Below are 26,365 nucleotides of genomic sequence, written 5' to 3' on the forward strand. Positions count from 1 at the left end.
CGCAAGCCTTACAGCACCGGCAGCAGGTTCTCCAGCTCGAACGCCGTGACCTCGCTGCGGTACTCCTCCCACTCCTGCTTCTCGTTGCGGAGGAAGTGATCTGTAGCGTCCTCGACCTGAGGCAACGCATCGACTAGCGCTCCGACCTGCAGCTGAGGTGTCAACGATTGTCAACGTTGTTCACTGTCGGGTTCCCTTGCACGGCCCACGGACGGCCCCAGCCTCGCCGGAAGCTGGGGCTGGCCGCGCCTCGACCGACACGACGCAGCAAGCCCACACTTGACTTGACGGCCATTGCATCCCGCGTGCGGGCGCTCTCTGCTTCAATACTCAACATGGCCGACAGATGGATAGCCCTGGTTGGGGCCGGAAGCGCGCTCGCCGGTGTCGCAGTAACCGGCGCATTCACCCTACTTAAAGGGCGTCAGGAGGCGCGGGAAAAGCGGCGGGATCGTGCCGAAGGGCGGCGAATTCTACATCGGGAGGCACGTCGGGGCGCCTATCTTGAAGTTCTCCGTGCCGCTCACGAGTTCGATGAATATATGGATGATGTGTGGAAGGGCCTCCCAGTCGGCCTCCCCAACGATCCACCTAGGCCGCCCTGGAGGGAAGCCGAGGCAGCAGTGAAGCGATTGAGGGAAGCGGCTGTGAAGGTTTCCATTGAGGGAACCGCGGAGGTTGCCGCCTCAGCCCACGATCTTTGGATCTCGAATTATGACGCACTCCATGACGCCAACCGGATTTCTGGTGAGAACGCCGGTAATTCCACGGAGAGACTATTCATGTTGGCTGACGCGAATGGGTCTACATCGGAACCGATAAGGGTTGAAGCCAGAAATCACTTCATTGCTGCGGCCAGGGCAGCGCTAGGCGGAGACGCCCCTAGCTTCGACACAGGACAACTGGACCAGTAGCGGGTAGAGGCTCGCCTCACCCACCACTCGCCCCGGCTCCCATCCCGTCCGCCTTCGACCCACACACCGTGGAGCAGTCGTGGTTCAGGGCATCAAGGTGGAGCGCGCCACTGTACGAACGACCTCGACGCCCTGGGCCGCGACTGCTCGGCTCTGCCTGGGTCGAAGGTGGTCGGGATGGGAGCCCCACGATGCTCGCCCCGTTCCGGCCGGCACTCGCGAACGGTGCCCCTCCCATCCCGGAGTCTGAGCGCCCCCGCCGGAGGCATCCTCTTGAAGCCGCGGGCTTGGTTCTCGTCTCATGCCCCACGGGCCTATCCACTGCGGGCGCGCGTCGGCGGCGGCAGCGCCGAGCGGGCCGAAGGCAGGAGCGCGGGCGCAGCCAGAGCCGGGAAGCGCGCCCGGCGGAGCGGAGCGCAGCCGGGTGCCTTGATGAGGTAGAGAAACCCGTAACAACCGGCCCAGCACACATCTGCTTCGGCCCGGCCGCCCCGCGGAAGGCCCGATGTGCGCCTCGCTCAGTCCTGCGTACTGCCTCTGCCAGCACCGGAGGATGCACTGCTGATCCATCGGAACGCGTCAGCGTTGTGCTTCTCGTGCGACGTCTCTGACGTGCCACGCTGCGCTCAAATCCCGTATGTGTCAATGTGACGCGAACTTGTCCGATGCGCAGTTGCCGAGCTCGCATCTCTGCGATCCTGAAGCCCGATCGAGAGGGGTCGCAGCGATGCAGTGGAAGATCCACGGGGAACGTCCGATCTATGAGAACAGCTGGGTGAACCTGTGGCTCACCGACGTCGAGACCCCGGACGGGAACCGCTGGGAACACCACGTCGTCAAGCTCCGCCACTTGGCCGTGGCCGCCGTCGTCAACGAGCGTCGCGAGATCCTGATGATGTGGCGACACCGCTTCATCACCAACGCCTGGGCGTGGGAACTCCCCATGGGATTGGTCGAAGAAGGTGAAACGCCCGCAGAAGCGGCAGCCCGTGAAGTCCTGGAGGAGACCGGCTGGCGCCCCGGTCCGATCAACCCGCTGATCTACGCCGAGCCGGCCAACGGCATCACCGACTCCCAGCACCACATCTTCCGGGCCGACGGGGCAACGTACGAGGGGCCTCCGACAGAGAAGAACGAGTCGGACCGGATCGAGTGGATCCCGCTGGCCGACGTGCGGGACATGATCGACCGTCGGGAGATCGTCAGCAGCGGTTCTCTTGTCGGACTGCTCTACGTCCTCATGGACGAGGCGATCCGCTGACCTGGCGGGGCAGCATTTCCCGGAGCCGGGCCTCGAACGCTACTGCGGCCGGTTCCCGGCGGAAAGGTTCCAACTGCTCGTAGAACTCCCTGAGGTGGCCGGCGACTCGTTGCGAGCTGACGGCCGCTGCCGGGGCGAGGGCGTTCATCGCTGTGTGGCATGCCTCATCGAGTTTGCCGCGCTGGAGCTGGGTGCGAGCGAGCCAGAAGGCGTGGAAGGCGCGGCCTCGGTGGTTCGACGCCTGCTCGCGGCGGAGAGCGTCTGCGATCAGGGGTTCGGCGAGGGCTGCTTCGCCCAGGCGGCCGTGCGCGATGCCGGTGTCCACGATCAGCTTCGGCTCGTCGAAGTAGGCGACCCAGGCCGGGTCCGGATCACCGGTGCTGATCCGGCCGAACTGGGTGTGGGCTTCCGAGATCGCGGTGTGGGCCGTGCTGTGGTTGCCGAGGGTGGCGTGGGCGAAGGCTTCGCGCATCGCGAGCATGGCGAGTACGCGTGGTGTCGTTCCGGCAGCTGCTCGTGCCTGGTCCTGGGCGGCCGTAACCAGGGCGAGGGCGTCACCGGGCTTGTCCTGGTAAGTGGCTTGGAGGCTCATGCAGGCAAGGACGTTGGCCATGAACTGGCGGTCGTCGATGGCCTTGGCCAGTCCGAGGGCTTCGGTGAAGTAGGCGCGTGCCTGGTTGTACTGGCGGGCGTCGAAGTAGGTCCATCCGGTGAGCCGGGCAAGCTCGGCCGCGATGCCGTGCAGGCCGTCCCACAGTGGAGCAGGGCGCTGTTCCTTGAGGAGATCGACAACGTAGCGGAGCTGGCCGACGACGGCCGGCCGTAAGGCCTCGCCGCCGTGTTCGTCATCCCGGCGCCAGTAGTCCGCGATCGACGAATGCAGCGCGTCCAGCGTCGACGGACTGAGATCCCGCTCGGCCGCCAGGGCGAGGATGCTGTCGACGTCCGCCCCCGGGAGCCCGGCGGCAAGAGGTTCGATGGCTGAGGTCGGTGACTGGGCCGTTTCGCGGGGCGTGGCCTCCAAGTTGGGCGGTGTCTCCCAGGAGCGTCGGGCGAGGCCGAGCATGTGCCCGGGGATGCGCAGTCCGTCCGAGATCCGTTCGATCACGTCCATGTGCAGCAACTGCCGCCGCCCGGCGATCACTTCGCCCACGCGGCTCGGGGTGAGGTCGCAGCGGCGCGCGATCATCGATGGATAGATGCCCGCTCGTGCCTTGACCAGCCGGAAGATGCGGCCGAAGTCTCTGGCCCGGCATGCCTCGATCATCACTGGGTCCGTGAGCAGGCCGACCGGGAGTTCCTTCGAGCGGGATGGCTCGGACATCGGCACGCTCCGGCATGAGGACTACGGATTGCAGCTCGTGGTCAACCGAGGGTGATATTACCCAAGTTGGGTAATCCGCTGGGCCTTTCTGGCCTGGTCGGTGGATCGCCATGCTCCTGACCATGGCGAACGAACAGGATGACGTACGGATGACGTTGCGGGTCTCCCGCGACTCCGGGCTGACGTGGAGGCCTCTCGCGAAGGTACGCGTGGGCGACGACCCGGTGGCACCGGAGAACCCGGGCCGCTACCCGCCGTGCGTCTGCCCCCGCTGCTCACAACAAACCCGGAACGCCGTCGCGTCCCTCCGGACGGTGTCGTGATGCGGTGCGCGCACTGGCGCCGCATGCCCGTCGACCTGGCACGGGAAGCGCTGGAGAAGTCGGCCGTCCCGTACGTCGACAGGGCGGTGCAGTGCCAACTGTCCACGCACGACGACAGCGACCACTTCGGTCTCCTGACCGATGACTGCACGTACGGGGCTGCGCTGTGGCTTCGCTGGCACGGGGCGGACGAGACGGAACTCGTCCTGCTGCCGGACTGCCCGGTAGCCGCTCCGGGACCCGACGGTGACAGCTGCTGTCTGTTCGCCGACCACGCCGAACAACACACCTGGGAAGACGCCCTTGAGGAGGTCTCGTGCACCGGCTGATCGCGAGCCCGCACAAGCCCCGCCGCCCGCGCCCGCCTCGCAACGAACAGTGCGGGGACTGTGGCGGCAGCGGCGCCACCTCGTCCGGCACAACCTGCGGCACCTGCAACGGCCTTGGCGAGATCCACTGCCACAACGGCTACCAGAAGTCCCGCGCCCTGTCCCACTCCGCAATCCGGAAGGAGGGCCACCGATGGCCCACGTGCTGATCGCCTCCCCGTTCCTCGACGGACACCTTCTCCTCAAGCCGGGAGCACGGACCGGTGCCCGCATCCCCGCCGACCACTACGAGGGCCTGCGCCAGGTCGCCGACGGTGAGCCGCTTCCCCTCTGGGCGGTGCAGACCGCCGCCGACGTGTGGGACCTGGACCTGGACGGCCGGACCGCGCAGGACACCGTGCTGGTGCGCGAGCCGTCCCCGTACGGCTACTGCCGGGCCTCCTGGGAGATCAACCTCGGCTGCAACTTCGGATGCAAGCACTGCTACCTCGGCGAGCGGCCCTTCTCCGGCCTCGGCTGGGACGACAAAATGCGACTGCTGGACATCATGCGCGAGGCCGGCGTCCTCTGGCTCCAGATCACTGGCGGCGAACCCACCATGGATCCCCACTTCCCAGACGCCTACCGGTACGCCTGGCAGGCCGGGATGATGCTCACCATCTCCACCAACGGCTCGCTGCTCTGGCGGCCGGACCTCCTGAACCTCTTTCGCGACTGCCCGCCCTACCGCCTGGTCGTCAGCATGTACGGGGCGAGCGAGGAGTCCTTCGACACGCTCACCCAGCGCCGCGGGGCGTGGAAGGCGTTCCGGCGTGGGATGGACGCCGCGCGCGAGGCGGGTCTTCCTCTGCGCATCAACGTCGTTGTGACCGAGGACAACGCCTCCGAGGCCGACGAGATGGCCGCCCTCGCCGACGAGTGGAACGTCGAGAACCACGCGTACACGAACATGACGCCCACGATCTACGGCGGCGGCGAACCGCTCCTCGCCCAGTCCGCCGCCCACCTGCGGCAGCGCAAGCCGTTCGCCGGCTGCAACGCGGGACACACCTTCTTCCACGCCGACCCCCACGCCAAGGTCTCGATCTGCAAGGTCGGCCGCGACGACCAGATCGATCTCATGGCCGAAGGCATCGACGGCCTCACCCGGCTCGGCACCATCGCCCACCGCCTCTTGCTTCGCACCGGAGGGTGCGAGGGCTGCGCCCTGTCCGGCACCTGCCGGGTCTGCCGCCCCCTGGCCAAGCACTACCAGGAGGCCAAAGCGCCGCTGCACAGCTACTGCCAGCACGGAGACAAGGAGAACGCCTCATGACCCCGCCCGTACCGGTGACCATTTTCCCCGGCCCGCCACCCTCAGCCCGCCGCGCGGCCCCGCCCGTCGCGACCGCGTCGATCACCACCGTCCAGGACCTCGACGCCATCGTGGAGAGCGCGGAATGCTCCTGCGACGCCGGAGACGACAACCCCCACTGACCGACACGAACCGGTCAACTCCGTTCAGGCCCCGGCGTACTCGCGTCGGGGCCTGAGCCCGGTCCGCCCCGCCACTAGGGTGCCGCTCATGTTCTTCCGCTGGGACTGGCTCCGGCCCCAACTGACCGCACCGATCGTGCCCACCCTCGGCCCCGTCCACCCCGACGCCCTGACCCTCGACATCTTCGAAGACACCCTGCGAGCGGCCGGCACCGGAGACTTCCTGCCCTACGACAAGGACCGGCGCTGGGGCGGCGAGAAGGACGAGAAGGTCCTCCGCGAGGACGTAATCCACCAACCCGAGCACACCCTCATCCCCACGCTGGCCCGGCGTGGACACGGCGTAGTCAAAGTTTTCGCCTACGGGTCCTCTGACAGCGTCGTGGGTAAGGCCGCCGAACTGGCCGCCAAGCTCGCATCCAGGCACGCCGTGGCGGGCGCCCGGGTCGTACGTCCCCTCCGCCGCGAGACCACACACCCGCGCGGCACTCGCATCCAGCTGAAGGACTTCACCACCGGCCCCTGCCCCACCCCGGACGGCCCGGTCCGCCCCATCACCGCCTGGCCGGCCACCGTGCAGAACACCTTCGCCCCGTTCGCGGAGACGATGGCCGCCGACGGCCTGGCCTTCCTCCACACCCAGATGCGGGCCGGCCGATGCGGCCCCGTGCTCACCACAGCCATCCAAGACCGCATCGTCGGCGCGATCGGCCCCATGGAAGTACGCAGGGATGCGATCGGACGCCCCCATCTCATGCCCCAGTACTTCGCTGTCCTCCCCGAGGCCCGAGGCCAGAGCCTGGGACGCGTCCTGTGGCGGGCGGCCATGCACTGGGGGCAGTCCCATGGCGCCGCTTACCAACTTCTCCAGACCGAGGTCGGCGGCCCTTCGGATCGGCTGTGCCGCTCGGAGGGGCTGGCCTCCCTCGGATTCAGCCACATGACACGTCTAGCCTCTGAAGGATGGAGAACGCGATGACCAGCACAATTGCCGTAGTGGGCGGGTTGCTTCGGTCCAACCCGGGGGCCCGCCCACAGTCACGTACGTGCGTATGCCCTACAGCACCGGCAGCAAGTTCTTCAGCTCGAAGGCCGTGACCTCGCTGCGGTACTCCTCCCACTCCTGCTTCTTGTTGCGCAGGAAGAAGTCGAAGACGTGCTCGCCCAGCGTTTCGGCGACCAGTTCGCTCTTCTCCATCAGCGAGATCGCCTCGCCCAGGTTCTGCGGGAGCGGTTCGATGCCCATCGCGCGGCGTTCCGCGTCGGAGAGGGCCCAGACGTCGTCGTCGGCGCCGGCCGGGAGTTCGTAGCCTTCCTCGATGCCCTTGAGGCCGGCGGCGAGGAGGACCGCGTAGGTCAGGTACGGGTTGGCGCCGGAGTCGATGGAGCGGACCTCGACGCGGGCCGAGCCGGTCTTGCCGGGCTTGTACATCGGGACGCGGATCAGTGCGGAGCGGTTGTTGTGGCCCCAGCAGATGTACGAGGGGGCCTCGCCGCCCGCTCCGGCGGCGCGGGACGAGCCGCCCCAGATGCGCTTGTAGGAGTTGACCCACTGGTTGGTGACGGCCGAGATCTCCGCCGCGTGCGTCAGCAGGCCCGCGATGAAGGAGCGGCCCACCTTGGAGAGCTGGTACTCCGCGCCCGACTCGTAGAACGCGTTGCGGTCGCCCTCGAAGAGCGAGAGGTGGGTGTGCATGCCCGAACCCGGGTACTCCGAGAACGGCTTCGGCATGAACGTCGCCTGTACGCCCTGTTCCAGCGCCACCTGCTTCATCACCAGACGGAACGTCATGATGTTGTCCGCCGTCGACAGCGCGTCCGCGTAGCGGAGGTCGATCTCCTGCTGACCCGGGGCGCCCTCGTGGTGGCTGAACTCCACCGAGATGCCCATCGATTCCAGCATCGTGATCGCCTGGCGGCGGAAGTCCATGCCCACGTTCTGCGGCGTGTGGTCGAAGTAGCCCGAGCTGTCCGCCGGGGTCGGGCGCGTGCCGTCGACCGGCTTGTTCTTCAGGAGGAAGAACTCGATCTCGGGGTGCGTGTAGAAGGTGAAGCCGAGGTCGGACGTCTTGGCGAGGATGCGCTTCAGGACGTAGCGCGGGTCCGCGAAGGACGGCGAGCCGTCCGGCATCAGGATGTCGCAGAACATCCGCGCGGTGCCCGGAGCCTCCGCGCGCCACGGCAGGATCTGGAAGGTGCCCGGGTCCGGCTTGGCGATCATGTCCGATTCGTACACCCGGGCGAAGCCCTCGATCGCCGAGCCGTCGAAGCCGATGCCCTCGTCGAAGGCCTGCTCCAGCTCGGCCGGGGCCACGGCGACGGACTTGAGGAACCCGAGGACGTCGGTGAACCACAGCCGCACGAAGCGGATGTCGCGCTCCTCAAGGGTCCTGAGGACGAATTCCTGCTGCTTGTCCATTGCCACATCCTTGCAGTTCAGACGGTCCGTGCACCACCGCCCGGGGTAGGGGGACACTTCAGTATCGCGACCCGGGATTTCCCCCAGATTACGCACACGGTGTGAGAGAGAGCACTCGGCCACCCACTACGATCGGCGACCGTGGCGCGCGAGAGCCGTGGCGGCTTCCCCGCCCGCCCGCGCCCATCGGTCGTCGGACCGGCCGTCCCCCCTCCCGCCCCTTCGCAGAAGGACTCGTCGCCATGAGTTTCGGCCCCAGCGGTCCCCTGTACGCCACCCCGCCCCAGCAGCCCTCCGGTGGTGCCCGCTCCACCCGTAACCGGGCCATCGCCATAGGGCTGAGCGCGGCCGTCGTGGCCGGTCTGACCGTGTTCGGTACGTACCTGGTGCTGGACACGTCCGAGGCCGCGGAGAAGTGGGCCGGCCACTCCCCTGCCCAGGACGACAAGCCGTCCGGCGGAGACAGCGGCGATACCGGTGGGGCCATCGCGGGGCTCAGGTCCTGGGACTCCGCCTCGCTCGGGCGCAACCACGCCCCCGGGGACGTGGACTACCCGATGACGCCTCCCGTCGGCGGCGACCACAACGCGTCCTGGCTCAACTGCGACGGCGACGTATACGAAAAGGCCGTCCCGGACGTCAACGCGGTGCACTCCCTGGAGCACGGCGCGGTCTGGGTCACCTACAACAGCCAGGCCTCCGACGCCGACGTCACCAAGCTGGCCGAGCGCGTCCGGAGCACCCCCTTCACCCTCATGAGTCCGTACGCCGGTCAGGAAGGCGCCATCACCCTCACCGCCTGGGGCAAGCAGGTCACGGTCGACAGCGCCGACGACCGGCGCGTCGGCCAGTTCCTCGCGCAGTACGTCCAGGGGCCGCAGACCCCCGAGCCCGGCGCCCCTTGCACCGGCGGGCTGGCCGAGGGGCCGGCCGCGGGGCAGTCGTGATGCCCGTAGCCGTCCGGGAGGCCGACAGCGAGGAGCGGGGCCGGACGCGTCTTGTGCGGTGGGTGGTGGCCGCTGGGGTTGCGGTTCTTGCTCTGCTTCTTGCCGGGGTCCTCGCCTTCGCCTTCGCCCGTGGCGACGACGAGCCGCGTGTGCCCGGCGTCGATTCCGCCGATGCCGGGTTCGCCCGGGACATGGCCGTCCACCACCAGCAGGCCGTGGAGATGTCCTTCATCGTGCGCGACCGTACGGACGACGAGGACGTACGCCGGCTCGCCTACGACATCGCCAACACCCAGGCCAACCAGCGCGGCATGCTCCTGGGCTGGCTCGATCTGTGGCAGCTGCCCAAGGTCGCCCCGGACGGAGCCGGGCCCATGGTGTGGATGGAGAAGGAGGGGGGCCATGGTGGTCATGGGGCGGGCAGTGCCGCTGCCATGCCGGGGATGGCCTCCGAGGAGGAGCTCGAACGCCTCGGGAGGCTCCGTGGTGAGGAGGCCGAGGTCTTCCACCTCCAGTTGATGACCGATCACCACCAGGGCGGCGTGCCCATGGCCGAAGCGTGCGTGTCCCTGTGTGCCGTTCCGGCGGAGAAGCGGCTCGCCGCCGGCATGGTGGAGGGCCAGCAGTCCGAACTGCGGCTCATGCGCGACCTGCTCGCCGACCGTGGGGCGAAGCCCCGTACGTGAGCGGAAGCCCGTACGTAAGCGGAAGCCCGTACGTGAAGGGAAGCCCGTACGTAAAACGGAGCCCGTACGTAAGCGGAGCCCCGTACCACCGCACCCGAACGGGTGGTTGCGGTCGCGCCCGCCCGGTGGGCCGATGACGATGGGTTGCGCTCGGGGCCGAACGGCAGTGCCATCGGCACGCAGGAGGAAATCCCCCATGACGACCGCCAAAGACATCATGCACAGCGGGGCCCGCTGGATCCCCGCGCACGAGACGCTCGACCGTGCCGCGCAGCTGATGCGGGAGCACAACGTGGGCGCGCTGCCCGTCTCCGCCAACGGTGACTCGGACCGGATGGTCGGCATCATCACCGACCGCGACATCGTCGTCGGCTGTGTGGCCAAGGGCCACGACCCGTCGAAGGTGACCGCCGGCGACCTCGCCCAGGGCACGCCGCGCTGGATCGACGCGGAGGCGGACGTGAACGCGGTCCTGGCGGAGATGCAGAACCACCGCATCCGCCGGCTCCCCGTCGTCGAGAACAAGAAGCTCGTCGGCATGATCAGTGAGGCCGACCTCGCCCAGCACCTCACCGAGGAGCAGATCGCGGCCTGGGCCGAGAAGGTGTACTCGCGCAGCTGAGCGCTCCCGCCCTTCCGGCAGCGGCCCGGCACCCTCGGAGGTGCCGGGCCGCCGTCCGCCCGTATACCCACCGGGGGTAGGGTGGCGCCATGGCGAGCATGGTCGGCGGGGCCCGGAGCGGGAGCGCGGTGTACGGGCAGCTCCTGCTGCTCGCCGCGCTGCTCCTCGGCATCGTCACCATGCATACGGTCGGGCATCCGGCTGAGCACGCCTCCTCGCCTTCGGTATCCGCGGCTCCTGTGGCCGCCGCGGATGCCGCCTCCGACGCCGCTCATCCCTCGCACCACTCCCCCGACGACACCCCCATGAGCGGCATGGATCCGCTCTCCGTCTGCCTCGCCGTCCTCGGTGTCTGGGGCCTCGCCCTCGTCGGTGCCTGGCTGCTCGGGCTGCGCGTGGACGGACGGAGTCCCGGTACGCCGGTGGGTGCGGGGCTCCTGCGGGTGCTGCGGGCGAATCCGCCTCCTCGGATATCGGTGCTGGCCAGCGTCTCGGTGCTGCGTATTTAGGAGTGGGCGTCTCACCTCCGCCCCTTCGCCCGAACCACAGCACTCCAGAGGTGTCTTCAGCATGCCCATGCACCGACCCACCCGACGCGCCGTGCTCGGCGCAGCTCTCGCCGTCGCCGGTTCGGGAGCCCTCGCCGCCTGCTCCGACGGCGGCAGCGGCCACGGCGGGGCCCACGCTCCCGGCGGCGTCCAGGACTCCGGTACGTACGTCTCCCCCGGCGGCAAGAAGGTCGCGGCGGCCGAGGCGGCGCGCGGCTCCGGTCCCGTACGCGAGGTCTCCCTCACCGCCACCCGTACCCGGCTCGATCTCGGCGGCTCCACCACCGTCGCCTCCTGGGCGTACGGGGACCGGCTGCCCGGCCGTGAGGTGCGGGTGACCGCCGGGGAAACCCTCGATCTGACCCTCGCCAACCACCTTCCCCAGCCCACCTCGATGCACTGGCACGGGCTCGCCCTGCGCAACGACATGGACGGCGTCCCCGGGCTCACGCAGCGGGCCATCGCGCCGGGCGCCGACTTCCGGTACCGGTTCGCCGTGCCGCACCCGGGGACGTACTGGTTCCACCCGCACTCCGGCGTCCAGCAGGACCGGGGGCTGTACGCGCCGCTCATCGTGGAGGACCCGAAGGAGCCGCTCTCGTACGACAGGGAGTGGGTCGTCGTCCTCGATGACTGGGTCGACGGGGTGGACGGGTCGACGCCCGATGCCGTGCTGGAGGAACTCTCCGGGGGGATGGGTGACGGGATGGATCATGGGGCGCACACCATGTCGGGGGCCGAGGAGAACGATCCGGACGGTGATGGGCCCTCGCGGATGATGATGGGCGCCCGTAGTGAGGTGCTCGGTGGCGATGCCGGTGATGTCGCTTATCCGTACTACCTGGTCAACGGGCGGGTCGCGGACGATCCGGAGACCTTCCGGGCGCGGGCCGGAGACCGGATCCGGCTGCGGATCATCAACGCCGGTGGCGACACCGCCTTCCGCCTCGCGCTCGGCGGGCACCGGCTGACCGTGACGCACACCGACGGGTTCCCGGTCCGGCACGCCGAAGGGGACGCGCTGCTGCTCGGGATGGGCGAGCGGTACGACGTGCTCGTCACCGCCGAGGACGGGGTCTTCCCGCTCGTCGCGGTGGCCGAGGGGAAGAAGGCGGCCGCGCTCGCCGTGCTCCGGACCGGGGGCGGGGCCGCACCCGGCGCCTCCGTACGGCCCGAGGAGCTGGACGGGAAGCTCGTCGAGGCGGGGCGGCTGGTGCCGGATCCGTCGGCGGCTCTGGCCCGCCGTGCGCCGGACCGGACCATCCGGATGCGGCTCACCGGTGGGATGGCCGATTACGACTGGGCCTTCGACGGGCAGCCGTACGACGCGAAGCAGCGGCGGCCGGTGGAGGCGGGCGAGCGGGTGCGGGTCGTCTTCGACAACGGGACCGCCATGTGGCACCCGCTGCATCTGCACGGGCACACCTTCGCGCTCGGCGGGAACGCCGCCGGGGCCCGTAAGGACACCGCGATCGTGCTGCCGCACCGGTCGCTGACGGTGGAGTTCGACGCCGACAATCCGGGGCTGTGGATGGTCCACTGCCACAACGTGTACCACGCGGAGGCCGGGATGATGACGGTCCTCGGGTACCGGGGCTGACCTGCGGTTCCTGGTGGGCCGGGCAGATTTTGCCCGGCCCACCGGGACATCGCGTCAGAAAGACGATTACACTGGCGGACGTGCCTCAACTACGCCTCGCACTGAATCAGATCGACTCGACCGTCGGCGACCTCGCCGGCAACTCCGAGGCGATCGTCCACTGGACCCGGCACGCCGCCGAGCAGGGCGCCCACCTCGTGGCGTTCCCCGAGATGGTGCTGACCGGATATCCCGTCGAGGACCTGGCCCTGCGGTCGTCCTTCGTCGAAGCCTCACGGCAGGCGCTGCGCGCGCTGGCCGTCCGGCTCGACGCGGAGGGCTTCGGCGAGCTGCCGGTCGTCGTCGGCTACCTGGACCGCTCCGAGCACGCCGCCGCGCGGTACGGGCAGCCCGCCGGGTCCCCCCGTAACGCGGCGGCCGTGCTGCACCGCGGCGGGATCGCGCTCAACTTCGCCAAGCACCACCTGCCGAACTACGGCGTCTTCGACGAGTTCCGGTACTTCGTGCCGGGCGACTCGATGCCCGTCGTGCGGGTCCACGGCATCGACGTGGCCCTCGCGATCTGCGAGGACCTGTGGCAGGACGGCGGGCGCGTGCCGGCCGCCCGGTCCGCCGGCGCCGGGCTGCTGCTGTCGATCAACGCCTCGCCGTACGAGCGGGACAAGGACGACACCCGGCTCGACCTGGTCCGCAAGCGGGCTCAGGAGGCCGGCTGCACGACCGCGTACCTCGCGATGATCGGCGGGCAGGACGAGCTGGTCTTCGACGGGGACTCGATCGTCGTCGACAAGGAGGGCGAGGTCATCGCCCGTGCCCCGCAGTTCTCCGAGGGCAGCGTGATCCTCGATCTGGAGCTGCCGGCGGCCGAGGCCGTGGCGCCGTCCGGTGTGGTGGACGACGGGCTGCGGATCGACCATGTGGTGCTGTCGGACCGGCCGGTGGACGCGTACGAGCCGGAGCTGGCGGGCGGGTACGCGGAGCGGCTGGAGGACGACGAGGAGATCTACTCCGCGTTGGTCGTCGGGCTCCGTGCGTACGCTGCGAAGAACGGTTTCAGCAGTGTGCTGCTCGGGCTCTCCGGCGGGATCGACTCGGCGCTCTGCGCGGCCATCGCGTGCGATGCGCTCGGGGCGGAGAACGTGTACGGCGTGTCCATGCCGTCCAAGTACTCCTCGGACCACTCCAAGGGCGACGCGGCCGAGCTGGCGCGGCGGACCGGGCTCAACTTCCGTACGGTGTCGATCGCGCCGATGTTCGACGCGTACATGGAGTCCCTGGGGCTCACCGGTCTCGCGGAGGAGAACCTCCAGGCGCGGCTGCGCGGTACGACGCTGATGGGCATCTCCAACCAGGAGGGGCAGATCGTGCTGGCGCCCGGCAACAAGTCGGAGCTGGCGGTCGGTTACTCCACGCTGTACGGGGACGCGGTGGGCGCGTACGGGCCGATCAAGGACGTCTACAAGTCGTCGGTGTTCCGGCTGGCGAAGTGGCGCAACCGGGCGGCGGAGGAGCGGGGGCAGACGCCGCCGATCCCCGAGGCCTCGATCACCAAGCCGCCGAGCGCGGAGCTGCGGCCGGGGCAGGTCGACACGGACTCGCTGCCGGACTACGACGTGCTGGACGGAATCCTGGAGCTGTACGTGGACCGGGATCAGGGGATGGATGCCATCGTGGCGGCCGGGTTCGATGCGGAGCTGGTGGCGAAGACATTGCGGATGGTGGATACCGCGGAGTACAAGCGGCGGCAGTATCCGCCGGGGACGAAGATCTCGCCGAAGGGGTTCGGGAAGGACCGGCGGTTGCCGATCACCAATCGGTGGCGCGAGTCGGCTTAGCGGGGTGGGGTGGTTGCCGGGGGCGTCCGGCGGCCGCCTTTGTCCTCAAGCGCCGGACGGGCTGGGTTTGCCGGGCGGGCCCGGGGGCGATGTGGCCTCGGGCCCGTCCGGCGTTTCGGTTCCGTCCTCAAGCGCCGGACGGGCTGGATGTGCGGGCACGATCGCGAGTGCCTGGCCCGTCCGGCCCGACGGTTCCGTCCTCAAACGCCGGACGGGCTGGAAGGGGTGCCGGACCGGCCTGGAAGGGGTGCCGGGCGGGCTTGGTTGGCCGCCACCACCCGGGAGCCTCCCCCATCGCCCCGGTCCAAGAACCCCGCCGTCGCCGCGATCGCCAGGCCCGCCACCGCCAGTACCGCGCCCACGAACGCCGGGGACGTCCAGCCCCAGCCCGCCGCTATCGCCACGCCGCCGAGCCAGGCACCGCCCGCGTTGGCCAGGTTGAAGGCCGAGTGGTTGGAGGCGGAGGCCAGGGTCGGGGCGTCCTTCGCCTTGTTCATGACCAGCATCTGGAGCGGCGTCGTCGTCATGAAGCCGACCGCGCCCAGCAGCACCACCATCACCAGCGCCGCCCACTGCACGTGGACCGTGAACGGGAACGTCACCAGGACCACCGCGAGCGCGCCGAGCGAGCCGTACAGGGTCGGGCGCAGCGCTCGGTCCGTGAGCGGGCCCGCGGCCAAGGCACCCAGGGTCATGCCGATGCCGAAGAGGGCCAGGACGACGGTGACCGAGGACTCGCCGAAGCCCATCGCCTCGGTGGTCATGGCCGAGAGGTACGAATACACCGCGAAGACCCCGGCGAAACCGAAGACCGCCGTGAGCAGGCCGAGAAGCACCTGGCGGTTGCCGAGGGCGCGGAGTTCGCGGCGTACGTCCTGGTGGGCCTCGACCGGGATGCGCGGCACCAGGCGGGCCAGGGCCGCCATCGCCGCCAGGCCGATCGCCGCGACCACCAGGAAGGTGGCGCGCCAGCCGAGGTGCTGGCCCAGCAGGGTCGCGGCGGGTACGCCGACGATGTTGGCGACCGTCAGGCCGAGGAACATCGTCGCCACCGCCCGCGCCTGTCGGCCCTCGGCGACCAGCCGGGCGGCGACGACCGCGCCGACGCCGAAGAACGCACCGTGCGGAAGTCCGGCGAGGAACCGGCCCGCGAGCAGCCAGCCGAAGTCGGGCGCGAGCGCCGAGGCGAGGTTGCCCACGGTGAACAGCGCCATCAGGAGCAGCAGCATCTTCTTGCGCGGGACGCGGGAGCCGAGGCCGGTGAGCAGGGGTGCGCCGAGGACGACGCCGATCGCGTACGCCGATACAAGGTAGCCGGCGGTCGGCACGGACGTGTCCAGGTCGTCCGCCACGTTGGGCAGCAGGCCCATCATGACGAACTCGGTCGTGCCGATGCCGAAGGCGCTCACGGCCAGGGCGAGCAGGGCCAGGGGCATGGTGAATCTTCACAATCTCGGGGCGGGGGCAGAACGAAGAACCGTCGCCCGGTATCCGCACCGGGGCGACGGCTCAGTCTCTGCTTATGTATGCGACTGGAACAAATTGTCGCAGACGATTTATGCCGCTAGGGGGTGTCTTGCCGATCAGGCCGGATCAGGGAGCGGGGCTTGGTGCCGTGCATCGCAAGGCGGAGGAGGGAGTCGACGCGATGGGGTCTCCCCTGCTCGAGCGAAGCCGAGAGCTTGGGGAAGTCGGCGAGTGACGACAACGCCGCGAGGTGCGGCACCAAGCCCCGCAAGCCCGGCCTGGTCGGTAAGACACCCCCTAGGGTGAACGGGCGGTTGCCCGATCGTTTTCACAGCTGCACGCGTGCCGCTATCGGCAGGTGGTCGCTGTCCGTGGCCGCGAGCGTCCACGAGGACTTCGGCTCGACGCCCTTGACCATGATCTGGTCGATCCGGGCCATCGGGAACGACGCGGGCCAGCTGAAGCCGAAGCCGTCGCCCGCCGCGCCCTGCGTGGAGCGCATCTGGGAGGTGACCGCGTTCAGCGAACGGTCGTTCATCGTGCCGTTGAGGTCGCCGAGGAGGACGACGCGCTCGACCGGTTCGTCGGCGATGGCCTCGCCGAGCGCGTCGGCGCTGTTGTCGCGCTGGTTGGCGGTGAAGCCCGCGTGCAGCTTCACCCGGACCGACGGCAGGTGGGCCACGTACACCGCGACCTCGCCCTGCGGTGCCTTGACCGTGGAGCGCATGGCCCGGGTCCAGCCCATCTTGATGTCGACCGGCCTGGTGTTGCTGAGCGGGTACTTGCTCCACAGCCCGACCGTGCCCTGGACCGAGTGGTACGGGTAGCGGGCGGCCAGCGACTTCTCGTACGTGGAGACCTGCCCGCCCGGCAGTTCCTGGAGGGCCACGACGTCGGCGCCGGAGCCCGCGACCTGCTGGGCGGTGCCGGTGGGGTCGGGGTTGTCGGCGTTCACGTTGTGGGTGGCGACGGTGAGGTCGCCGCCGGTGCCGGACTTGTCGGTGATCAGGCCGCCGAAGGTGTTGACCCAGACGACGGCCGGGAGCAGCAGCGCGATCAGCGCGGTGGCGGAGCGCCGCAGCAGGGCCAGGAGCAGTAGGAGCGGGATGAAGAGCGCGATCCACGGCAGGAACGTCTCGACGAGGCTGCCGAGGTTGCCGACCCGGTTCGGGATCTGCGCGTGGACGGCCATGACGAGGGTCAGCACCACCGAGCAGAGGGCCAGCAGGATCCCGCGCCGCCAGATCCCCCGGTCCCGGCCCGCTCTGTTCAGCAGGCCCCGGAAGCGGGATTCTTCGGGGTGCGGCCGCTCCGCGCTGCCGTTGCCCGTGTCCGCCCCGTACGCCTGCACCATCGCGTCGTCCTCACTGCCTTGCCGTACACATCGCCGCGCCCCTCGACCCTAGGTGATGGGTGGCGTCTTTCCCGCCGTCGACGTCTCTCTGCCGAGTTCGCTCGGTCGACTTCCCGGTCGACTTCCCTGTCGACGGCGGCTCTCCGTCATCAGGACGAGCCGAACGGCACGGGAGGTTCCGGTTTCCGCCGGGTCCGTCGGCGCTTGTGACAGAACGATCACACTCGCCCGGCCGCCGGGGCCAGTCCCTGGAGCAGCGCCGTGATGATGCGGTCGACGAGGTCGTCGGGGAGGGGTGCGTCGGGGCGGTGGACGGTACGGACGAGGACCGGGCCGACGAAGAGGTCGTCGATCAGCTCCACGTCGAGGTCGTCGCGCAGCTCTCCGGCGGCGACGGCCCGGCGTACGGCTGCCAGCATCGCGGCGCGGCGGGGTGCGATGACCCGGCCGGAGTACTCGGCCCAGAGCTTCGGGTGGCTCTTCATCTGGGCGAAGATGTTGTGCAGCAGCACCGAGGAGCGCTGGGCGAGGCCCCGGGTGCGCAGGGACTCCAGCATGATGCGCAGGTCGGCGAGGCCCTCGGTGCCGGAGACGGGCGGGTCGACGGGTTCCATGTCCCGTACGACATCGACGAAGAGCTCCTCCTTGCCGGTCCAGCGGCGGTAGATCGTCGCCTTGCCGACGCCCGCCGTACGCGCGATGCGTTCGATGGAGAGGCCCGCCAGGGGTTCGCCGGCCTCCAGGAGGGCGATGACGGCGTCCAGGATCGCCCGTTCGGCCGCGGCGGAGCGAGGGCGGCCGCGGCGGGGCTCCGGGTCCGGTGTCCCGTCGTCCCGCGTGGCGCGGTCGCGTTCCGGGCCGTGGTGGTCCGGAACGGCGGTCCGAGCGCCGTCCTGCTCGCCGTCGTCGTCCTGGTCCCGCACCTTGGTGCCGCCTCTCGCCGTGCCGTCGTACGGTCGTCGCCGTGCCGCCGTACGGTCGTCGCCGTACGGCCGTACGTCCCGATTCTCGCCGACCGGAGCGGTGCGGACGGCCGCGGCCCGGCCCTTCCGGTGACGTCAGCGGCCCACCGGCTCCTGCGTGGGCCGGGGCGCCTGGTCCGCCGGCTCCTCCGGGACCGTACGGCTGCGTCCCGGCAGGTACAGGCCGACGACCAGCGCGCCGATCAGGGCGACGGCCGCCGAGCCGAGCGCGGTCACGTGCATGGCGCTGATGAACGCGTCGTGGGCGGCGGCGATCAGTGGCTTTCCGGCCACCGGGCCGAGCCTCTCCGCGACTCCGAGCGTGGCCTCGATGGACTCGCCGGCCACGTCCCTGGCCCCGGCCGGAACGGCGGTGAGGTGGCCCTCGATGTCACCCCGGTAGACGGTGGAGAGCACCGAGCCGAGCACCGCGATCCCGAGTGCGCCGCCGACCTGGCGGAAGGTGTTGTTGATGGCCGATCCGGAACCGGCCTTCTCGCGCGGCAGCGCCTGCATCACGGCCACGGTGACCGGCGGCATGATGTGCGCCATCCCGGTGCCCTGGACGAAGAAGACGAGGCAGAGCACCCACACCGGCGTACCGGTGTCGAACAGCGCGAAGCACGCCAGTCCCGCGGCGACCAGCAGCATGCCGACCGTGCAGACCGCGCGGGCGCCGAAGCGGTCCACGACCAGCCGGGCCCGCGGCGCGAAGATCATCTGCGCGGCGGCGAGCGGAACGATCAGCAGGCCCGACTGGAGGGCGCTGTAGCCGCGCACGCTCTGGAGGTAGAAGGCGGAGAAGAAGGTCACGCCCATGAGCGCGAAGAAGACCAGCGCTATCGCGGCGACGGCGGCGGAGAACGCGGGCTTCCGGAAGTACGTGACGTCCATCGCCGGGTGGCTGCTGCGCTTCTCGTGCCACACGAATCCGGCCAGCACCAGCAGTCCGCCGACGATGGAGAGCAGCACGGTGGTGTCGGTGAAGTCGGCCAGCTCGCCGCCCCGGATGATCCCGTACACCAGCAGGACCAGGCCGACGATGGAGAGCGCGACGCCCACCGGGTCGACCTTGCCGGGCTTCGGGTCGCGGGAGTCCGGGACCAGGATCACCATCGCGATGAGCGCGAGGACGACCACGGGGACGTTCACCAGGAAGATCGAGCCCCACCAGAAGTGCTCCAGGAGCAGTCCGCCGGTGATCGGGCCGATCGCGATGCCGAGGCCGACGCTGCCGGCCCAGATACCGATGGCCTTGGGCTGCTCGTCGCGCTCGAAGACGTTCATCAGGACGGCGAGCGTGGCGGGCATCACGAAGGCCGCGCCGAAGCCCATCAGCGCGCGCCAGGTGATGAGTTCACCGGGTGAGGCGGACATCGCGGCCAGCGCGGAGCCGATGCCGAAGACGAGGATGCCGAAGAGGAGGACCTTCTTGCGGCCGATGCGGTCACCGAGGAGGCCGGCGGTGAAGAGGAGTCCGGCGAAGACGAGCGTGTAGGAGTTGATCGCCCACTCCAGCTCGCTCTGGGTGGCGCCGATGCCGGTGGGCGCGGGGCTGGCGATCGTCTTGACCGCGACGTTCAGGATCGAGTTGTCCAGCACCACGATGAGCAGGCTGAACATGAGGACGGTGAGGATCCACCAGCGGCGGCGGTGGATCGCCTCGGGTATGCGGGGCTCGGCGGCAGCGGCTGGGGGTGAGGATGGGGACATGGGTCGAGCCTAACGCCGTTTCGATACGAGACCGTCTCGTATTGTTAAAGCTTTGCCCAACGGAAGGCGGCCGGACGGGCCTCGCGCGGGCCCACTTCCCGTTTGCCCCGGCGGGATGCCACCATGGAAGGGATCCGGGGACGCCGTCAGGGCGCCTCGAGATGACGAAGGAGCCGTTGGCCATGTCGCTTCAGGCTGCGCAGAACCAGTCTTCCCCCGCGGGAACCACCGCTTCCGCCCCCGACAGCAGCAAGGCGCTGTACGGAGGGAAGTCCACGCGCCGCGTCACCGTCCACGACATCGCCGCCGCCACCGAGCGCGGCGAGAAGTGGCCCATGCTCACCGCCTACGACGCGATGACCGCGTCCGTCTTCGACGAGGCCGGCATCCCGGTCATGCTCGTCGGCGACTCGATGGGCAACGTCCACCTCGGCTACGAGACCACCGTGCCCGTCACGATGGACGAGATCGCCATCCTCTCCGCCGCCGTCGTACGGGGCACCAAGCGCGCGCTCATCGTCGCGGACCTGCCCTTCGGCTCGTACCAGGAAGGCCCCGTCCAGGCGCTGCGCAACGCCACGCGGCTGATCAAGGAGTCGGGCGTCGGCGCGGTCAAGCTGGAGGGTGGCGAGCGGTCGCTCGACCAGATCCGGCTGCTCGTGGAGGCGGGCATCCCGGTCATGGCCCACATCGGCCTGACCCCGCAGTCCGTCAACGCCATGGGCTACCGGGTGCAGGGCCGTGGCGACGAGGCGGCCCACCAGCTGCTCCGCGACGCCAAGGCGGTCCAGGACGCGGGCGCGTTCGCCGTGGTGCTGGAGCTGGTGCCCGAGGAGCTGGCCACGCAGGTCACCCGGACGCTGCACATCCCGACCGTCGGCATCGGCGCCGGTGCGGGGACCGACGCGCAGGTGCTCGTCTACACCGACATGGTCGGGCTGACCGGCGGCAAGGTGCCGCGCTTCACCAAGCAGTACGCGAACCTGCGCCAGGTCCTCGGTGACGCGGCGAAGGAGTTCGCCGAGGAGGTCGTGGGCGGCACGTTCCCAGCGCCGGAGCACACCTTCCACTGATCCACCCGGATCCGCCCAGGATCCCCGTCGACCATTTCCCGCACCACCGACAGCCCGCCGACATCCCCCATCGGCGGGCTGTCGTCCGTCCAGGGAGGCTGTCGGCCGGCTGTCGGTGAGCTGTCGGTCGGCGCTGGTCCCATGGTGGACATGGAACGCATCGACACGAACCCCAGGAGCGGCGGAAACGCCGTCGAGGTACGGGGGCTGGTCAAGCACTACGGCGAGACCAAGGCACTGGACGGCGTGGACCTCGACGTCCGCGAAGGCACCGTCCTCGGCGTGCTCGGCCCCAACGGCGCCGGCAAGACCACTCTCGTACGCTGTCTCTCCACGCTGATCACCCCGGACGCCGGACACGCGGTCGTCGCGGGCTTCGACGTGGTGAAGCAGCCGCGCGAGCTGCGCCGCCGGATCGGCCTGACCGGGCAGTACGCCTCGGTCGACGAGAAGCTCTCCGGCTGGGAGAACCTCTACATGATCGGGCGGCTGCTGGATCTGCCCCGCAAGCAGGCGCGGGCCCGCGCGGACGAACTCCTGGAGCGGTTCTCGCTCACCGGCGCGGCCAAGCGGGCCTGCATGGAGTACAGCGGTGGCATGCGCCGCCGGCTCGACCTGGCCGCCTCGATGATCGGCAGCCCGGCCGTGCTCTACCTGGACGAGCCGACGACCGGCCTCGACCCTCGGACCCGTAACGAGGTCTGGGACGAGGTGCAGCGGATGGTCGCCGAGGGCGCGACCGTCCTGCTGACCACGCAGTACATGGAGGAGGCCGAGCAGCTCGCCAAGGAGCTGACGGTGATCGACCAGGGGAAGATCATCGCCCGGGGCGGGGTCGACGAGCTGAAGGCGAAGGTCGGCGGCCGCACGCTACACATCCGGCCCTCGGACCCGGCGGAGCTGCCCGCGATGGCCCGGGCGATCCGGGAGGCCGGACTCGACGGCGTCGCCGGGGCGCAGGCCGTGCCGGACGAGGGGCTGCTGTACGTCCCGATCCTCAGCGACGAGCAACTGACCGCCGTCATCGGCCTGTTGGGCGTACGAGGGTTCTCCCTGGCCCATGTCTCCACCGCCCTGCCCAGCCTGGACGAGGTCTTCCTCGCGATCACCGGCGACAAGGCCACCCCCCTCACCGACGCCGCTCCCCAGGAGGTCGCCGCATGAGCAGCACCACCACTCTGACCCCCGCACCCGCCGGGCCCGCGGGCCCCGTACCGACGAAGGCCGCGGTGGCCGAGGAGGGCGGGATCGGGCTGCGGGCCAATCTGCGGCACATCGGGGCCCTGGTCCGGCGCAATCTGCTCCAGATCAAGAAGGACCCGGAGTCGATGTTCGACGTCCTTCTGATGCCGATCGTCTTCATCGTGCTGTTCGTGTACGTCTTCGGCGGCTCGGTCGGCGCCAGCCTCGGCGGCAACCGGCAGGACTATGTGAACTACCTGGTGCCCGGGCTGATGGCGATGATGGGCATGAACATCGCCATGGCCGTCGGCACCGGCGTCAACGACGACTTCCGCAAGGGCGTCATGGACCGGTTCCGGACGATGCCGATCGCCCGCTCCTCGGTACTCATCGCCAAGATCGTGGTGGAGCTGGGCCGGCTGATGGTCGCCACGCTCATCCTGCTCGCCATGGGGTTCGCCCTCGGCATGGAGCTGAACGGCTCGGTGTTCGGGCTCCTCGGGGCGGTGGCGCTGGCGGCGGCGTTCGGCGCCGCCATCATGTGGATCTTCATCCTGCTCGGGCTGACCATGAAGACGGCCCAGGCGGTCCAGGGGACGGCGATGCTCGTGCTGATGCCGCTGCAGTTCGGCTCCTCGATCTTCGCGCCGACGCAGACGATGCCGGGCTGGCTCCAGGCGTTCACCGACTACAACCCGCTCTCCAACCTCGCGGACGCGGCGCGCGGGCTCATGCAGGGCGGCGCGCTCGGCAACTCGGTCTGGTGGACGCTCGCCTGGGCCGCCGGGATCACGGTGGTGATGGCGCCGCTGGCGGTGGCCAAGTTCCGCAAGAAGGCCTGAGCCGGGGCCGGGTCATGGCCGGTACGTCTCCGCCAGGGCGGTGGCCTCGTCGACGGTGAGGCCGCCGCCGCTCGCGTACGCCGCCGCGTACGCCTCGTCGCCGAGGCCGGCCCGCGCGGCCTCCTCGGCCTCGGCCAGGGTGCGGCGCTCGACCGTCGACGGCACGTACCCGGAAGGCAGCAGCGCCGCCTGGAGGCCCAGCAGCCGGGCCGCGTCCGCGTACGCTCCTGTCCCGGCCCCGCCGGCGGCGGCGAGCCCGGCCAGGGCGCGGGCGGTCGCCGTCAGATGGGCCGACGGCATCTGCGGGGCGATCATCATCGACAGCCGTTCCCGCGAACACCTCAGCGCCGTCAGCGCGTTGCCCAGCGCGGAGGCGTGCTCGCCCTCCAGGTTGTCCAGCCAGGACAGCACCCCGAAGACGAACCCGTCGAAGACGGCGACATCGCCGAAGGTGAGCTGCGCGCTGATCAGGTCCACCTGTTCGCGGGCCTCCGCCGGCCGGCCCTGCGCGCCGAGGACGAAGGCCAGATGCATCCGGGCGATCGCCATGGACTCGGGGCTCGGGGGCCGGCCCGCTTCGACCACCTCCCGCAGCACGGCCTCGGCCTCCGGCAGCCGGCCCAGCTCGGCGAGCGGCCCCGCGTACCGGGCGCGCAACAGCGCCACCTGGGACCGGGCGCCGATCTTCCGCGCGTACTCCACGGCGACGGCGTAGTCGTCCAGGGCCTCGGAGAAGTGACCGGTCCGTTCGTTGGCCTCGCCGCGGGACGCCAGCGCCTCGGCCGTGCCCCAGTCGTCGTCGAGCCGGGTGAAGATCTCCAGGCTCTCGTCGGCGTCGGCGCGCGCCAGGTCCGCGTGGCCGGAGTGACCGGCCAGGAAGTTGGCGCGCAGCTGGAGCGCGGCGGCCAGCTCCCACTCGTAGCCGTAGGCGCGGGAGGCCCGGACCGTCTCGTCGAGCGCGTCACGCGTCCGGTCCATGTCCCCGGTGAACATGATCGCGTACATCCAGAACGTGCCGGGCATGCGGCAGGTCTGCGGCTGCCCCGGCCGGTAGGCGTCGGCGATGATCCACAGCCGCTCCTGCCCCGTGGCGTCCGACCACGCGGAGATCGCGTCGTCCACGCTGGCCACCTGGATCAGCGCGGACCCGCGCCGCGCCTCCGCGAGCTGGTCGTCGTCCCAGGGCGGCGGCCGGTCGATGGCCGGATCCGGCAGTGAGGGGGCCCGGACGCCGGGCCGGGCGAACGGGTCGGGGCCGAGCGAGGAGGCGGCCTCGGCCCACTGGCGGGCGTCCGAGCGCAGGTCGCGCAGCATCCAGTACCAGGACAGCGAGAGCACCAGGCAGAGCGCCTCGTGCTCGTCCCGGGCGGCGACGGCGTGGCGGAACGCGGTGCGCAGGTTCTCGTACTCGCGGCGGATGACCGCGATGGCCGTGCGCTGCCCCGCCCCGCGCATCGCCGGCCCGGTCGTCCGGGCCAGCTCCCGGAAGTGGACCAGGTGGCGCCGCTCGACGGCGTCCCGCTCGCCCGCCTCCGCCAGCCGCTCGGCGGCGTACTCCCCGACGGTCTCCAGCAGCCGGTAGCGCATCTCCGCGTCCTCGCCGGGCGCGGCGACGACGAGCGACTTGTCGACCAGGGAGCCGAGCAGGGCGGCCACGTCGAGACGGTCGACGGCGGGGCCGCCCGGTCCGGCGGGCAGGGCGCAGACCTCCTCGGCGGCGGTGAGGGAGCAGCCGCCCGCGAAGACGGCCAGGCGGCGCAGGACCGCGCGTTCCCCTTCGTCCAGCAGCTCCCAGGACCAGTCGACGACCGCGCGCAGGGTCTGCTGGCGGGGCAGCACGGTCCGGCTGCCGTTGGTGAGCAGCCGGAAACGGTCGTCCAGCCTGTCCGCGATCTGGCGCGGGGTGAGCATCCGCAGCCGGGCAGCGGCCAGTTCGATGGCGAGCGGCAGCCCGTCGAGCCGGCGGCAGATCTCGGCACAGGCGGCGGCGGTCTCCTCGTCGGCGTCGGTACGGAACCCGGGCCGGGCGGCGGCCCCGCGCTCGGCCAGGAGGCGCAGCGCCATCGGGTCGGGCAGCGGTTCGACCGGGCGGACGAACTCGCCGGGCACACCGAGAGGTTCACGGCTGGTGGCGAGGACGGTGAGCTGCGGGCAGTGGGTGAGGAGGTGGTCGGTGAGGGCGGCGGCCGCCTCGACGACGTGTTCGCAGTTGTCGAGCAGGAGGAGCATGCGGCGCCGGGAGCAGTACTCGGTGAGCCGTACGAGAGGGTCGTCGGCGCCGTGTTCGGCCAGGACCCGCAGCTCCTCGGCGCCGGCACCGCGCAGCACGGTCTCCCGGGCGCCGAGCGCGCTCAGGACGGCCTCGGGCACGGCGTCCGGGTCGTCCAGCGGGGCCAGCTCCGCCAGCCAGACCCCGTCGGGCCAGGCGTCGGCGACGGCCTCCGCGGTCTCCTGGGACAGCCGCGTCTTGCCCGCGCCGCCGGGGCCGAGGAGGGTGACGAGCCGGGTGCGGGTGAGGTCGTCGCGGAGGGCGGCGATGTCGCCGTCCCGGCCGACGAAGCTGGTGAGCCGGGCGCGGAGGTTGCCGGGAGGAGGCGGGGCGGGCTTCCTGGGGGCGGGCTGCTCCACGACGGTGGGTGCGGCCGGTTCCGGGTGCTTGGGTTCCGCCGCTTCCGGGTGCTTCGGAGCCGCCGGTTCCGGGTGCCTCGGTCCGGCCGGTTCCGGGTGCCTCGGTCCGACCGGTTCCGGGTGGAGGAGTTCGGCGTACAGGCCACGCAGTTCCGGCCCGGGGTCGGTGCCGAGGCGGTCGGAGAGTACGGTGCGGACCTCCTCGTACGCCGCCAGCGCCTCGGCCGTGCGTCCCGCGTCCCTCAGGGCTCTGACGCGCAGGGCCTGGAGCGGTTCGTCGAGCGGGTGGGCGGCGCAGAGCGCGGCCAGCTCCCACAGCGCCTCGTCCGCCCGGCCGAGGAGCCGCAGCGCCTCCAGCCGGGCCCGCCGGGCGGCGAGTCCGCGGGACTCCAGGCGGGAGGCGGACGCCGTACGGTCGGGCAGGTCGTCGAGCGGCGGCCCGCTCCAGAGCGCGAGGGCCTCGTCCAAGACGGCGAGGGCTTTGACCGGGTCGCCCTGCTCCAGCGCCCGGCTCCCCTCCCCCGCCAGCCGCTCGAACCGGTGCAGGTCCACGGCGTCCGGCTCGGCGGCGAGCCGGTAGCCGTTCTCCACCGACTCCACGGCGCTCCGGCCCAGCGCCCGGCGCAGCCGCCCGACCAGCGCCTGGAGCGCACCGGCCGCGTCGGCGGGCGGGTCGCCGTCCCACACCTCGTCCACGAGGACCCCGGCCGGGACGGTCCGTCCGGGGTGCTGGGCGAGGACGGTGAGCAGGGCACGCAGCCGCGCGCCGCCGAGGGCGACGGCCGTACCGTCGTCGCGGAAGGCCCGGGTGGTGCCGAGGATGCAGTAGCGCACGGGCCCATTGTCCGCGACGGACGCGG

General features: G+C 70.6%; 22 protein-coding genes and 1 pseudogene. 15 read left to right on the forward strand and 8 right to left on the reverse strand.

Annotation, left to right across the window (positions count from 1 at the left end):
* Positions 1-8: 8 nt before the first annotated feature.
* A pseudogene (locus ACQP09_RS07865) lies at positions 9-113 on the reverse strand (glutamine synthetase); the annotation flags it as partial.
* Positions 114-284: 171 nt separating this feature from the next.
* Here ACQP09_RS07865 and ACQP09_RS07870 point away from each other — a divergent pair.
* Both ACQP09_RS07870 and ACQP09_RS07875 read left to right on the forward strand, forming a co-directional pair.
* Entirely contained in the window at positions 285-914 is a 630-nt protein-coding gene (locus ACQP09_RS07870; protein ID WP_433397053.1) for a hypothetical protein, read from the forward strand.
* Positions 915-1,641: 727 nt separating this feature from the next.
* Positions 1,642-2,175 (forward strand): NUDIX hydrolase, encoded by a 534-nt coding sequence (locus ACQP09_RS07875; RefSeq protein ID WP_433397054.1) that lies wholly within the window; start codon positions 1,642-1,644, stop codon positions 2,173-2,175.
* Here ACQP09_RS07875 and ACQP09_RS07880 read toward each other — a convergent pair.
* Positions 2,153-3,499, reverse strand: a complete 1,347-nt coding sequence (locus tag ACQP09_RS07880) for a hypothetical protein (RefSeq protein WP_433397056.1) — start codon at positions 3,497-3,499, stop codon at positions 2,153-2,155. The genes ACQP09_RS07875 and ACQP09_RS07880 overlap by 23 nt on opposite strands.
* Before the next feature lie 346 nt (positions 3,500-3,845).
* Here ACQP09_RS07880 and ACQP09_RS07885 point away from each other — a divergent pair, with 346 nt between their 5' ends.
* The 4 genes from ACQP09_RS07885 to ACQP09_RS07900 all read left to right on the forward strand — a co-directional run bounded on the left by ACQP09_RS07885 (position 3,846) and on the right by ACQP09_RS07900 (position 6,606).
* Complete coding sequence (locus ACQP09_RS07885) at positions 3,846-4,151, forward strand: hypothetical protein (protein WP_433397058.1); 306 nt, start codon at positions 3,846-3,848, stop codon at positions 4,149-4,151.
* Positions 4,152-4,344: 193 nt separating this feature from the next.
* The gene (locus tag ACQP09_RS07890; RefSeq protein ID WP_433397060.1) at positions 4,345-5,466 is read left to right on the forward strand and encodes a radical SAM protein; all 1,122 of its coding nucleotides are present in this window, start codon (positions 4,345-4,347) and stop codon (positions 5,464-5,466) included.
* Positions 5,463-5,627, forward strand: coding sequence for a hypothetical protein (locus ACQP09_RS07895; RefSeq protein WP_433397062.1), 165 nt, complete (start codon positions 5,463-5,465; stop codon positions 5,625-5,627). The genes ACQP09_RS07890 and ACQP09_RS07895 overlap by 4 nt, the downstream gene beginning before the upstream one ends.
* A gap of 88 nt (positions 5,628-5,715) precedes the next feature.
* Positions 5,716-6,606: a GNAT family N-acetyltransferase gene (locus tag ACQP09_RS07900; protein ID WP_433397064.1), complete on the forward strand. Its 891-nt coding sequence runs from the start codon at positions 5,716-5,718 to the stop codon at positions 6,604-6,606.
* 78 nt (positions 6,607-6,684) lie between these two features.
* Here ACQP09_RS07900 and glnA read toward each other — a convergent pair whose 3' ends face one another.
* A complete protein-coding gene (glnA, locus tag ACQP09_RS07905) occupies positions 6,685-8,046 on the reverse strand; it encodes a type I glutamate--ammonia ligase (protein ID WP_003969536.1) in 1,362 nt (453 codons plus the stop codon).
* Between the two features lie 242 nt (positions 8,047-8,288).
* Here glnA and ACQP09_RS07910 point away from each other — a divergent pair, with 242 nt between their 5' ends.
* The 6 genes from ACQP09_RS07910 (at position 8,289) to ACQP09_RS07935 (ending at position 14,284) form a co-directional block, all read left to right on the forward strand.
* Positions 8,289-8,993 carry a DUF3105 domain-containing protein gene (locus ACQP09_RS07910; protein ID WP_433397066.1) on the forward strand — a complete coding sequence of 235 codons (705 nt, stop codon included), beginning with the start codon at positions 8,289-8,291 and terminating at the stop codon, positions 8,991-8,993.
* Complete coding sequence (locus tag ACQP09_RS07915) at positions 8,993-9,679, forward strand: DUF305 domain-containing protein (protein ID WP_433397068.1); 687 nt, start codon at positions 8,993-8,995, stop codon at positions 9,677-9,679. Before ACQP09_RS07910 ends, ACQP09_RS07915 begins: the two co-directional genes overlap by 1 nt.
* A 196-nt stretch (positions 9,680-9,875) precedes the next feature.
* Positions 9,876-10,301: a CBS domain-containing protein gene (locus ACQP09_RS07920; protein ID WP_433397070.1), complete on the forward strand. Its 426-nt coding sequence runs from the start codon at positions 9,876-9,878 to the stop codon at positions 10,299-10,301.
* Between the two features lie 89 nt (positions 10,302-10,390).
* Positions 10,391-10,810 (forward strand): hypothetical protein, encoded by a 420-nt coding sequence (locus ACQP09_RS07925; protein ID WP_433397072.1) that lies wholly within the window; start codon positions 10,391-10,393, stop codon positions 10,808-10,810.
* A 61-nt stretch (positions 10,811-10,871) separates the two neighbouring features.
* Positions 10,872-12,449, forward strand: a complete 1,578-nt coding sequence (locus ACQP09_RS07930) for a multicopper oxidase family protein (RefSeq protein ID WP_433397074.1) — start codon at positions 10,872-10,874, stop codon at positions 12,447-12,449.
* An 80-nt stretch (positions 12,450-12,529) separates the two neighbouring features.
* On the forward strand, positions 12,530-14,284 hold the full coding sequence (locus ACQP09_RS07935; protein ID WP_433397076.1) for an NAD+ synthase: 1,755 nt from the start codon (positions 12,530-12,532) through the stop codon (positions 14,282-14,284).
* A gap of 200 nt (positions 14,285-14,484) precedes the next feature.
* Here the strand turns inward: ACQP09_RS07935 and ACQP09_RS07940 are convergent, their stop codons facing one another.
* From ACQP09_RS07940 to ACQP09_RS07955, 4 genes are all read right to left on the reverse strand, one after another.
* A complete protein-coding gene (locus ACQP09_RS07940; protein ID WP_433397078.1) occupies positions 14,485-15,720 on the reverse strand; it encodes an MFS transporter in 1,236 nt (411 codons plus the stop codon).
* A 359-nt stretch (positions 15,721-16,079) separates the two neighbouring features.
* Positions 16,080-17,105: an endonuclease/exonuclease/phosphatase family protein gene (locus ACQP09_RS07945; RefSeq protein WP_433397079.1), complete on the reverse strand. Its 1,026-nt coding sequence runs from the start codon at positions 17,103-17,105 to the stop codon at positions 16,080-16,082.
* Between the two features lie 218 nt (positions 17,106-17,323).
* Positions 17,324-18,028, reverse strand: a complete 705-nt coding sequence (locus ACQP09_RS07950) for a TetR/AcrR family transcriptional regulator (protein ID WP_433397081.1) — start codon at positions 18,026-18,028, stop codon at positions 17,324-17,326.
* 135 nt (positions 18,029-18,163) lie between these two features.
* The gene (locus tag ACQP09_RS07955; RefSeq protein WP_433397082.1) at positions 18,164-19,780 is read right to left on the reverse strand and encodes an MFS transporter; all 1,617 of its coding nucleotides are present in this window, start codon (positions 19,778-19,780) and stop codon (positions 18,164-18,166) included.
* 182 nt (positions 19,781-19,962) lie between these two features.
* Between ACQP09_RS07955 and panB the strand changes: the two genes are divergently transcribed.
* The 3 genes from panB (at position 19,963) to ACQP09_RS07970 (ending at position 22,877) form a co-directional block, all read left to right on the forward strand.
* Complete coding sequence (gene panB / locus ACQP09_RS07960; RefSeq protein ID WP_433397084.1) at positions 19,963-20,853, forward strand: 3-methyl-2-oxobutanoate hydroxymethyltransferase; 891 nt, start codon at positions 19,963-19,965, stop codon at positions 20,851-20,853.
* Positions 20,854-20,994: 141 nt separating this feature from the next.
* Positions 20,995-22,017: an ATP-binding cassette domain-containing protein gene (locus ACQP09_RS07965; RefSeq protein ID WP_433397086.1), complete on the forward strand. Its 1,023-nt coding sequence runs from the start codon at positions 20,995-20,997 to the stop codon at positions 22,015-22,017.
* Positions 22,014-22,877: an ABC transporter permease gene (locus tag ACQP09_RS07970; RefSeq protein ID WP_433397088.1), complete on the forward strand. Its 864-nt coding sequence runs from the start codon at positions 22,014-22,016 to the stop codon at positions 22,875-22,877. The genes ACQP09_RS07965 and ACQP09_RS07970 overlap by 4 nt, the downstream gene beginning before the upstream one ends.
* Positions 22,878-22,889: 12 nt before the next feature.
* On the opposite strand, the gene ACQP09_RS07975 is transcribed toward ACQP09_RS07970, so the two are convergent.
* Positions 22,890-26,339 (reverse strand): AfsR/SARP family transcriptional regulator, encoded by a 3,450-nt coding sequence (locus ACQP09_RS07975; RefSeq protein ID WP_433397090.1) that lies wholly within the window; start codon positions 26,337-26,339, stop codon positions 22,890-22,892.
* Positions 26,340-26,365: the final 26 nt, after the last annotated feature.

This window comes from Streptomyces sp. CA-146814, assembly GCF_050942385.1.
GTDB lineage: Bacteria > Actinomycetota > Actinomycetes > Streptomycetales > Streptomycetaceae > Streptomyces.

Bases quoted from the DNA above. Each gene is read 5' to 3' on its own strand.
- ACQP09_RS07875 (WP_433397054.1), top strand. From the start codon at position 1,642: ATGCAGTGGAAGATCCACGGGGAACGTCCGATCTATGAGAACAGCTGG.
- ACQP09_RS07880 (WP_433397056.1), bottom strand. From the start codon at position 3,499: ATGTCCGAGCCATCCCGCTCGAAGGAACTCCCGGTCGGCCTGCTCACG.
- ACQP09_RS07885 (WP_433397058.1), top strand. From the start codon at position 3,846: ATGCCCGTCGACCTGGCACGGGAAGCGCTGGAGAAGTCGGCCGTCCCG.
- ACQP09_RS07890 (WP_433397060.1), top strand. From the start codon at position 4,345: ATGGCCCACGTGCTGATCGCCTCCCCGTTCCTCGACGGACACCTTCTC.
- ACQP09_RS07895 (WP_433397062.1), top strand. From the start codon at position 5,463: ATGACCCCGCCCGTACCGGTGACCATTTTCCCCGGCCCGCCACCCTCA.
- ACQP09_RS07900 (WP_433397064.1), top strand. From the start codon at position 5,716: ATGTTCTTCCGCTGGGACTGGCTCCGGCCCCAACTGACCGCACCGATC.
- glnA (WP_003969536.1), bottom strand. From the start codon at position 8,046: ATGGACAAGCAGCAGGAATTCGTCCTCAGGACCCTTGAGGAGCGCGAC.
- ACQP09_RS07910 (WP_433397066.1), top strand. From the start codon at position 8,289: ATGAGTTTCGGCCCCAGCGGTCCCCTGTACGCCACCCCGCCCCAGCAG.
- ACQP09_RS07915 (WP_433397068.1), top strand. From the start codon at position 8,993: ATGCCCGTAGCCGTCCGGGAGGCCGACAGCGAGGAGCGGGGCCGGACG.
- ACQP09_RS07920 (WP_433397070.1), top strand. From the start codon at position 9,876: ATGACGACCGCCAAAGACATCATGCACAGCGGGGCCCGCTGGATCCCC.
- ACQP09_RS07925 (WP_433397072.1), top strand. From the start codon at position 10,391: ATGGCGAGCATGGTCGGCGGGGCCCGGAGCGGGAGCGCGGTGTACGGG.
- ACQP09_RS07930 (WP_433397074.1), top strand. From the start codon at position 10,872: ATGCCCATGCACCGACCCACCCGACGCGCCGTGCTCGGCGCAGCTCTC.
- ACQP09_RS07940 (WP_433397078.1), bottom strand. From the start codon at position 15,720: ATGCCCCTGGCCCTGCTCGCCCTGGCCGTGAGCGCCTTCGGCATCGGC.
- ACQP09_RS07945 (WP_433397079.1), bottom strand. From the start codon at position 17,105: ATGGTGCAGGCGTACGGGGCGGACACGGGCAACGGCAGCGCGGAGCGG.
- ACQP09_RS07955 (WP_433397082.1), bottom strand. From the start codon at position 19,780: ATGTCCCCATCCTCACCCCCAGCCGCTGCCGCCGAGCCCCGCATACCC.
- panB (WP_433397084.1), top strand. From the start codon at position 19,963: ATGTCGCTTCAGGCTGCGCAGAACCAGTCTTCCCCCGCGGGAACCACC.
- ACQP09_RS07965 (WP_433397086.1), top strand. From the start codon at position 20,995: ATGGTGGACATGGAACGCATCGACACGAACCCCAGGAGCGGCGGAAAC.
- ACQP09_RS07970 (WP_433397088.1), top strand. From the start codon at position 22,014: ATGAGCAGCACCACCACTCTGACCCCCGCACCCGCCGGGCCCGCGGGC.